Origin of the sequence: Alistipes sp. UBA1686, assembly GCF_002320215.1 — a bacterium.
Lineage (GTDB): Bacteria > Bacteroidota > Bacteroidia > Bacteroidales > Rikenellaceae > Alistipes > Alistipes onderdonkii.
In genome coordinates this window covers 580,365-589,523 of sequence record NZ_DCKA01000021.1, presented here as the reverse complement: position 1 = coordinate 589,523, position 9,159 = coordinate 580,365, and the positions used below count along the sequence as shown (strand labels likewise).

8 protein-coding genes are annotated in these 9,159 nt (G+C 39.7%); 5 read left to right on the top strand and 3 right to left on the bottom strand.

Translation table 11 applies throughout. The features are described from left to right. Positions 1-174 precede the first annotated feature (174 nt). From B3C38_RS12555 to B3C38_RS12540, 4 genes are read left to right on the top strand one after another with little or no spacing between them, the layout of a single operon-like run. Positions 175-1,845 (top strand): ATP-binding protein, encoded by a 1,671-nt coding sequence (locus B3C38_RS12555; protein WP_286727295.1) that lies wholly within the window; start codon positions 175-177, stop codon positions 1,843-1,845. 6 nt (positions 1,846-1,851) lie between these two features. After that, positions 1,852-3,426 (top strand): ATP-binding protein, encoded by a 1,575-nt coding sequence (locus B3C38_RS12550; RefSeq protein WP_286727294.1) that lies wholly within the window; start codon positions 1,852-1,854, stop codon positions 3,424-3,426. Positions 3,427-3,485: 59 nt separating this feature from the next. Continuing rightward, a complete protein-coding gene (locus tag B3C38_RS12545) occupies positions 3,486-5,354 on the top strand; it encodes a hypothetical protein (RefSeq protein ID WP_286727292.1) in 1,869 nt (622 codons plus the stop codon). Positions 5,355-5,369: 15 nt separating this feature from the next. After that, on the top strand, positions 5,370-5,699 hold the full coding sequence (locus B3C38_RS12540) for a hypothetical protein (protein WP_141417879.1): 330 nt from the start codon (positions 5,370-5,372) through the stop codon (positions 5,697-5,699). Between the two features lie 1,249 nt (positions 5,700-6,948). Here the strand turns inward: B3C38_RS12540 and B3C38_RS12535 are convergent. From B3C38_RS12535 to B3C38_RS12525, 3 genes are all read right to left on the bottom strand, one after another. Continuing rightward, positions 6,949-7,179 carry a YodC family protein gene (locus B3C38_RS12535; RefSeq protein ID WP_117506557.1) on the bottom strand — a complete coding sequence of 77 codons (231 nt, stop codon included), beginning with the start codon at positions 7,177-7,179 and terminating at the stop codon, positions 6,949-6,951. 228 nt (positions 7,180-7,407) lie between these two features. Continuing rightward, entirely contained in the window at positions 7,408-7,683 is a 276-nt protein-coding gene (locus B3C38_RS12530) for a hypothetical protein (RefSeq protein WP_117506558.1), read from the bottom strand. Continuing rightward, positions 7,680-8,066: a DUF6908 domain-containing protein gene (locus B3C38_RS12525; RefSeq protein ID WP_117506559.1), complete on the bottom strand. Its 387-nt coding sequence runs from the start codon at positions 8,064-8,066 to the stop codon at positions 7,680-7,682. Before B3C38_RS12525 ends, B3C38_RS12530 begins: the two co-directional genes overlap by 4 nt. A gap of 149 nt (positions 8,067-8,215) precedes the next feature. Here B3C38_RS12525 and B3C38_RS12520 point away from each other — a divergent pair, with 149 nt between their 5' ends. Next, positions 8,216-9,151, top strand: coding sequence for a Fic family protein (locus B3C38_RS12520; RefSeq protein WP_117506560.1), 936 nt, complete (start codon positions 8,216-8,218; stop codon positions 9,149-9,151). Positions 9,152-9,159: the final 8 nt, after the last annotated feature.

Genomic DNA, 9,159 nt, shown 5'->3' with positions numbered 1-9,159 from the left:
CCCGTTGCGGGAGTAACGAGGTGGTAACTGAACTTCTGCACCGTTTGGCCTCGAGGTGGTATTTCGTTGGCTCTGTCCCATAGAAAAACAAAGCGTAACGAACGCTCTATCAGCTAATTCGCTACGCTTCGCTCAAATTTACTTTTTCGCTATGGGTTTATTTTAAGCGAGATAATGGAAGCAATTGGTAAAATTATAGCAACAGAGAAACAACCTTCAACGATAGAAGAGTTTACCTTCTGGACTCGAAAGGATTTGAAATTAAAGCCTTTTGATGTTGTTGTCGTTGAGCATGTGAAAGATGTAAATGGTGAGCCGACAAAGACATTTGGAGTGATTGAGGAGATCTCCCATATGACAGACTCTCCGAGCGCATTAGCAGGCTATATATCAAGCGATTTCGGACAGGTGGAATCAACCTTATACACAGAACGTATCGGTATGAACTATGTGAAGTGCAAGGTAGTTGGTAACACGAAGAATATCTACATCCCTGTTCAAGAAGGTAAAAAAGTATATCTTGCTGAACGCGATGAGATAATGGAAGCACTTGGTTTGAATAATGTAAAACATAAACTGCCGGCTGGATATATTGAGATGTATGAAGGTGCGAACAAGCAGACGCTTCCCGTATTTTTCAATTCACATTTTCTTATTGGACCGGAGGGCGCTCACTTAAATATATCAGGAATATCCGGTTTGGCTTCCAAGACCTCATATGCTATGTTCCTAATGAAAGCAATTCAAGATTATGCAGCCAAAGATGAGAAAGAGTCTGTTGCATTTATTATGATGAACGTGAAAGGGACCGATTTGTTAAAGATAGACCAAAAGAACACTCGCAAGGATGAACTTAAGCAGATAAAGCCAATCTATGATCTGCTGGAGTTAGAGTTTGAGCCATTCAAACAGGTAAAATACTTTTATCCGTACTCAAAAGACTTTACTTCTTACACTTATGAGAAAGAAGATATTATAAAGGCTCGGATTGAAGCGGGGAATGCATTGCAGTATAAGTATTTATTTGAAACGGATGAAGATAAGGAATGTCTTGACTTGCTGTTTGCTAATGTTGACGACCCGAATGACACGATAGAGTCAATAATTAATTTCATTATATCAAACGGTGGTGGTTTTAATGGCATTGAAACTTGGGAAGATTTCAAGGGTGAACTATATAAACAAACACAATCGGATAAAGCCAGCAAAGCCGGAAAAGAAATATCCGTTATGAGTTGGCGCAAGTTTTATCGTTTATTCAATAAGAGTTATCAGAAATGTCAGCAGATGTTTACTAACAAATTAGGTAGTGGTGTACGTTTGCGAGACCAAATTGCAAAAATTGGTAAAAATGATGTGATGGTAATTGATGTTGCTAAACTCGACGAAGAATCACAAGGATTTGTTTTCGGCGATGTTATGCGAGCTGTCTATAATCTCAAGTTGGGTTCTACTGACCGTGTTGATTCCGATATTCCTGACCGCATAGTGATATTTATTGATGAGTTGAATAAATACGCATCTACGGATGTGCCGAAGTCGTCTCCGATCCTCCATCAACTGCTTGACATTACGGAACGCGGTCGATCATTGGGCATTGTCCTGTTTGGCGCAGAACAGTTTGTAAGCGACATTCATCGTCGAGTAAAAGGCAACTGTGCAACACAGGCATTTGGTCGCACAAATGCCATTGAAATATCGCGGGAAGATTTTAGATTTGTCCCCAACGTGTACAAAACGATGCTGACTCGAATGAAACAAGGTGAATACATTATTCAGAATCCTGTGTTCCGTTCTATGCTGAATATAAAATTCCCGCTACCTATCTATAAATATTTTGATTAAACTATTATGACTGATAACCCAAGAATAGGAAAAGATGTTATAGAATCCTTAACTCTCGGTATGTATGAAGATTGTCGATTCATATATCGAGAGTATATACAGAACTCTGCAGACCAAGTTGATAAGGCTGTCGCTGAGAAATTGATAAATGCAGGTGAAGATGAGATTCACATTACTATTAACCCCGAAGAACGTTGTATTGTTATTGAAGACAACGCAACAGGTATATCATCAGACAAAGTCGTTCCTATCCTGAGAAATATTGCTCATTCGACAAAGAAGCGAGGGGAAGATAAAGGATTTCGAGGCATTGGTCGATTAGGAGGATTGGGTTATTGTTCAAAGCTTATATTCGAAACGACATTCGCCGGCGAGGAGGTCAAATCAATTATGACTTGGGATGCAGACCTCTTAAAGCAAATAATCAATGACCGCGACAATTCGGAAGAAGCGGTTGATGTTTTGGCTCGTGTAACAGATACTATTCACAAAAAAGAGGCTGCGGATAAACACTATTTCAAGGTTATTTTGGAGAATGTAACCTCTGACGAATTGCTCAATGTTGAGCGCGTCAAGAATTACCTTTCAATGGTTGCGCCCGTTGATATATCTTCGCAATTCATATATCGCTCTCAGATCAATAAATTCATAAAAGATAATGGATTAAAAGTTGACGCATATAATATATACATTAACGAAGAACAGATTTATAAGCCATATACGACACATATATACAAAGAAATTCCAGGAAGCAAAAAAGCGATCGATGACATACTTGGAGTCGATTTCTTACTATCAAAAGATAGTGATGGCAATATAATCTATTGGGGATGGTATTCGCTATCTCATTTGGGTGGACAAATGGAGCGAATAAATATTGCACGAGGTATTCGTTTGCGAAAAGAGAATATTCAGATTGGTGACGAGGAAATCTGTAAGAAATTTTTTGCAACAACTGACCAAAGATTCTCTTTTTACTATTTTGGCGAAATCCACGCTACAAGCAAATATCTTATCCCAAATTCTCGTAGAGATTATTTTGGGGAGAACACATATCTTTATGAGTTTGAGAAGCGCGTGAAACATGATTTTATGCATCTTAAAGATATGTGTTATGACGCATCCGATATAAGAAACAACCTAAAAATTATTGACAAGGCAGAAGAACTCGAAGAGAAAATAAAAGACAAAAGTGATTATATCTCTAAAAAAGAGCATGTTGATTTAATAAAACAGCTCGAAGAATATAAGAAGAAGTCCGAAAAAGCTATAAAGCAATTAGAGAAAAGACGCGCTAAAATTGAAGATTCTGATTCTCCGTTGGGAAAAATTATCGATAAGTTAATACCGACTTCCGATAAATTGCATAACGGATTACCTTCAACAAAAGCATCACAACCAGACGAGCCTGAAACAACTCCAAAGACAAAATACAGAACAGATAGTCCTATTTACTCGAAGTACAGTAAGGCTGAACGGAAACTCATTGGACGGATATATGCGTCTATTGCAAACGCTATACCCGATGAACGTCAGAGAGAGGCTCTGATAAAAGTTATCGAGGAGGATTTGACGAGATGAGTCGCCGAGTATTACTGCTTGAGCCCAACTACAAGAATAAATTTCCACCAATCGGGCTAATGAAACTCGCAACCTATTTTAGGATGCGTGGAGATGATGTCATCTTTTACAAAGGAGATTTGAAAGAGTTTGTTATCAATCAAATCACCGAGGAATGCGTGGCCAAACTATCAGATCTTGACGGCTCCGTAAACTGGAAGCTACGTTCAGACAAAATCGCTCTATATATCAGGTATAGGAAGCATGAATATTTAAAACAGGTGGGTATTGAGGATTCTGAGATTGCTGCTATATTAGGGCCTTGGGTCGAATATTATAAGAAATTCTATCATTCAGGAGAGTATAAGAAATACCCTCGTTGGGATTGGGTTGGAGTAACAACGCTATTTACTTTCTATTGGGATATCACCATTGAGACTATTGAGTTTGCAAAATTGATGGCGAAAGATCCGAAAAACATTATGGTTGGAGGTGTAATGGCATCTATCCAACCCGATGAGATTGAAAAGGCGACAGGTATTCGTCCTCATATCGGCACCCTCCATACACCATATAAAGACATTGATAAGGACAATCCTTATATCATTGATGAACTGCCTTTGGATTATTCTATTCTTGACGAGATAGATTATGTGTATCCCGATAGTGGCGCATATTACAGCTACTCTACAAGAGGGTGTATACGAAAATGCTCCTTTTGTGCCGTTTGGCGAATCGAGCCGGAATATCAAGAATATTTACCTTTACGGGAACGTATCGACCGAACACGGAAGTTATATGGTGAGCAGCAAAATCTTTTGCTGATGGATAATAATGTGTTAGCCTCTAACAGATTAGAAGACATCATTGAAGATATCAAATCTTGCGGATTTACCAAAGGTGCTAAATATTATGAGCCAAACTGGTATACAATTGCTATCAGAAATCTTCGTTTGGGAATCAATAACCGTGCATACATTCGCAAATCATTCAAGTTACTTCAAGAACTGAATAACTATAAATCGTTCAACGAGAAAACAAGGACTGAAATATACGCATTACGGGAAAAGAATGGTTTCCTGCATCCCGAAACCTGCACGCGAGAAGCTTTGATTGCCACATACAAAGATTTTGCACCCTATTTCGATGTCAAGTTCAAGAAGCGGTTAGGTCGTCTGCGTTTCGTGGACTTTAACCAAGGTGTTGATGCAAGATTATTCAGTCGTCGCATTGTTAAACTATTGGCAGAGATCCCAGTCCGCCCTCTTCGTATCGCTTTCGACAACATTAAAACGGAGCCGGAATATACTAAAGCGCTTACGATGAGCGAGGAGTATGGAATGAAAGATTTTTCCAATTACCTTCTCTACAATTTTACCGATAAGCCGGAAGAGTTGTATCATCGTATGCGAATAAATGTGGATTTATGTGAGAACCTGAATGTTAGCATATACTCATTCCCGATGAAGTATCACCCGATTACAGGTGAACATAGCCACGACAGAGATTACATAGGCAAATATTGGAATCGTAAGTACATTCGCGCAGTTCAGGCTATTCTCAATGCTACAAAAGGAAAAATAGGCAGAGGTGTATCGTTCTTCGAGAAAGCTTTCGGTCGAAATGAAAGAGAATATATGGAGTTGCTCATTATGCCTGAAACATTCCTGTTGTTCCGATTTTTCTTTGAGCATTTGGGATATACACAGGAATGGCGCAAAGCCATGTTGGAATTGACTGATGAAGAACGAACGGAGTTATATCCAATAATTTTCAAGAATGATTTCAATCATATAGAAGAATTGACAGACAATAAGAAATATCTGCATATATTACAGTTCTATAAGAATTATCGAGGCGATATAGCAAACCCTAAATCAGAGTTATACAAACTCAAAAAAGAGTTTGATGAATCAATGAAGCATAATTCATATAAAGATTCTAAGTAAAGAGGGTTATTAATTATGAAAATAAAAGATTTTTCTGATGCAATGATTAAAGTCGCATCAATTAATGATGACCGCATAAAGGCATGGGATGATTTTAGGAAAGGAATGGAGTTGTATGATAAAATACGACGTATACTGAGTATTAGGAACCAATATCAGGCAATCGCTAATTGGCTCTTTTGGAATGAACTTACCAAAGGCTATTACACGTCGGAAGATAGTGCATTAGGAAGGAGTTGCCTTGACGGAATTTCTGTTTGCGACCAAGAATTAAATTCAATATGTGGCAAAGCTATCACAGACAAAGTGCAGTCAGAAATTTTATCAATATTATTCCATCGTTAAGATGTAGAGTAAACTGAGTAGAGAATCTGGGGGCATTAAAAGAATGGTCATTATTTCATATCAAAAATTGTCTGGCAGAATTGTGAATGGAACTTTCGTATTTCTGATCTTATGCTATAGAAACGATATATAACCTTTGTTGCCTTGAGTTGGAGCTTGCCACTCTCGCTTCGAGATTCAACGGCCACAAAAGACTTTCTCTGCTTGCAGAGGATAGGCAATTTGCCCGATGGCGCAAGCCGACTGGGGTATTAGGCTACCCCGAAAAGATTTCAGTGGACAATGGGCTTGCCCGTTGTGCTTATATAATCGGCAAAGATGCTAACCAAAATCGGAAGAAATTGCACTTACAGTGAAGAAGTTGTCATTGTACTTGCAGTGCCCCCAAAACCGGCAATGGCCGATATATAAAGAGGGTTGGAGAATTGCGCATTCCCCAATCCTCTTTTCAATTCTAAGAAGACCTACTGTTTCTCGCTTAACTCCTTATAAAGTTCGAGCCTTAGTCCAGCTAACCCTCGATATGTGGATGATTCCATGAAAATATGGAGTATCGTTAACAAGATTGCAGCGAAAAGAGAAAATACGCAGAAATATTGTCTTCTCTTTTGGCTGTGCGTTTTCAGAAAGCAGAGAGGAAAGAAGCCGGAAATTCGGTTTAGTTTGGTCGGTTAGCCATATATATGCTAAACTGAAGTAAACTATATTTAGAAAGGCATATTTGTTTTTCGGTATGCCTATGCCGTAAAAAGCAATCATAGCCGAGAACAAGATGATGTGGAGAATCCGAGATGAAATAGCGCTTTGTCTCCTTTCTCTTTTGGATGCAATAATAGGCTATGCGATTTTGCAGTCGTAGCCATGAAACGAAAATGAGCGTATGCAAGTCGAGCATTATTGCTAAAAAAGTCTGCGAATGCCAACAAGTGAAAAGACAGAAAACAACTGCAAAGTAAAAAAGCAATTAATCGCTTAAATCCTTAATTTTGTGTCTGTATTGTTGCTTATTAGAGCGATATTTCGATTTAAATTTCTGAATATTAACAGATTAACAAACCGTCATCTAAGACTTCCTACGTTCGTTTGACGAGAATAAGCAACACTTTCCGTGTTTGTCGTATGTCCCACAAAGATAGACAAGACAAACTAAAAAGCAAAACATCTTTCCGATTTCTCGGAACTGTTACTTAATATAAAAAAAGTCTATGAATTTTTCATAGACTTTTTAATCGTATTGCAAACAGACGACCTATTCTTTGGGAACTTCTTCAAGCGTTGCTATTTTAAAACAGTCCTGTTTCCGTTCAGAGCCATTAAACCATTCGCAAACAACATCCCCATTTTGGCAGCCTTTGACTAAGCAGGCATGGTCCAGCATTCGGTATTGAGGCTCAGTATGCCCTCCAATAATATGAGTAACCGTCATTTTCGGGCCACCTGATTTCAATATGACCACATCTCCAACATTTGCTTTCTCCATCGTTGTAATTTTTAATTAGATTAGTTAAAATTAAAAATATTTATCCGATTTCGCAACTTTATGTAAGCGAAATTTTACAAACTATGGATTTTAAGTGATTAGAACTAATTATTATCGACCTTACGCCATCGTAAAACAGAAATTAGGGACTGCAAAATCTTCTCGGAATTGCAATGCCCCTAATCTCTGTAATTTACAAATTTGCTATGTCGATATGCAAGCCGAGTTTTATTCACCTGCAATCTTTCTAATCACGTTGTCCATGCAGACAGACTGTCCGCTGGCTAACCTGCCCCACCAACAGCAACCGTATTCCTCAATGATTACCTCTCCCTCTCTTTTCAGACGTTCTGCCAGCCAGCTGTCAATCAACCACCATTCCATGACATCACCCAAGAATGGATAGATATATTCTTCGGGTAGCAGGTGCTTGTTCAGCATTTCATCCACGACTGCGGTTTGATTCGTCAGTACGCAGTTCTCCACCAATCGCTGTGCTGTCATAATAGGTGCTGTTGTGTGGCTATGTTGCGTAACCATTGATTAGCGAATGCGGTGTGTTCTGCCTGCAAGCGACGGATCAGGAAGACGCCATCTTCCGACCATTTCACGCTGTTCTGCTCTATACCCATATAATCGTTACGGTAATAGTAAGGAATGAACTGCTGGCTTTCTTTGTGGAGTGCAAAAATCATTTCGGGATCACGCATGGCATCACCGTTCTGCTGTCCGTAATGAGCCAGCGAAATGTGGTTGTACTTTTCCGTGAGGTCTATCAACTCAATGTGAACGGGCATATATACCCCGTCCGAGTTGTCAATCTTTGCAGTTTGTAGAGCCAATAATCCACGCAGGATTTCAGCCGCCTTTTTGTCCAATGTTTTCATGGCTTTTTTATTGATTTCACATTCAATAAGGGGGAGGGGCTTTGATTCATGTATCTGTTCGTGGGCAGTATATATCTACCCAATAATTTACCCAATAAACTACCCAAAAAGGAAATTATCTTTATCTTTGTGCAAAACAAGATCACGCCATGTCCTACCAACCACCTTACACCGTCACTCCGAAGATTACCCATCTGGTTGCACAAATTAGCGAGGCTGTCGGAGGATACTATGCACAGGTGAATTTACGCCTGCATCGTGCAAACCGCATCAAGACCATTCATGGCACCTTGGCGATCGAGGGAAATACGCTTTCGACCGAGCAGGTGACAGCGGTACTGGAGGGGAAACCCGTCATTGCTCCAATGAACGAGGTGCAGGAAGTACGTAATGCAATCAAGGCGTATGAATTGCTTGCAACGCTCAACCCCCATAAGGTCGAGGATCTGTTAAAGGCTCATGCGGCTATGGAAGCGGGGCTAATTGACGATGCAGGGCAATTCCGCAAAGGCGGTGCAGGTGTGGTTTCGGGTAAGACAGTTATTCATTATGCCCCTGATGCCGAGCGTGTGCCGTATCTGATAAATGATTTATTCCAATGGTTGAATACAACCGAGGAACATCCGCTGATTGCAAGTTGTGTATTCCATTACGAATTTGAGTTTATACATCCATTCAGCGATGGCAACGGACGAACAGGAAGATTGTGGCAGACGTTAATTCTCTCTCGTTGGCGTTCCGTATTTAAGAATTTGCCTATCGAAAATATCGTCTATAAGTATCAAAAAGAGTATTATAACGCGATTGCCATAAGTGGTGGCAAGGAGGGTTGTTCTCCGTTTATTGAATTTATTTTAGGGGTAATTGCTGAAACTTTGACTGACCAAGACGCTACCCCAAAGTCTACCCAAGAAATCATCTTAGAGGAGATTCAGAAGAATCCGAAAATTACTCGTGTGGAACTGGCAAAAATAGCAGGTATTTCCCCTGACGGCGTGAAATATCATTTGCTGAAACTCTCCAAGTCTGGTATTCTCAAGCATATTGGCTCTACCCGCTCGGGGGAGTGGATAATTTGTAAGTAGGGAAAAGC

What these genes read in the sequence shown, in the direction of transcription:
- B3C38_RS12555 (WP_286727295.1), top strand. Translation starts at nt 175, where the DNA reads ATGGAAGCAATTGGTAAAATTATAGCAACAGAGAAACAACCTTCAACG.
- B3C38_RS12550 (WP_286727294.1), top strand. Translation starts at nt 1,852, where the DNA reads ATGACTGATAACCCAAGAATAGGAAAAGATGTTATAGAATCCTTAACT.
- B3C38_RS12545 (WP_286727292.1), top strand. Translation starts at nt 3,486, where the DNA reads ATGAAACTCGCAACCTATTTTAGGATGCGTGGAGATGATGTCATCTTT.
- B3C38_RS12540 (WP_141417879.1), top strand. Translation starts at nt 5,370, where the DNA reads ATGAAAATAAAAGATTTTTCTGATGCAATGATTAAAGTCGCATCAATT.
- B3C38_RS12535 (WP_117506557.1), bottom strand. Translation starts at nt 7,179, where the DNA reads ATGGAGAAAGCAAATGTTGGAGATGTGGTCATATTGAAATCAGGTGGC.
- B3C38_RS12530 (WP_117506558.1), bottom strand. Translation starts at nt 7,683, where the DNA reads ATGACAGCACAGCGATTGGTGGAGAACTGCGTACTGACGAATCAAACC.
- B3C38_RS12525 (WP_117506559.1), bottom strand. Translation starts at nt 8,066, where the DNA reads ATGAAAACATTGGACAAAAAGGCGGCTGAAATCCTGCGTGGATTATTG.
- B3C38_RS12520 (WP_117506560.1), top strand. Translation starts at nt 8,216, where the DNA reads ATGTCCTACCAACCACCTTACACCGTCACTCCGAAGATTACCCATCTG.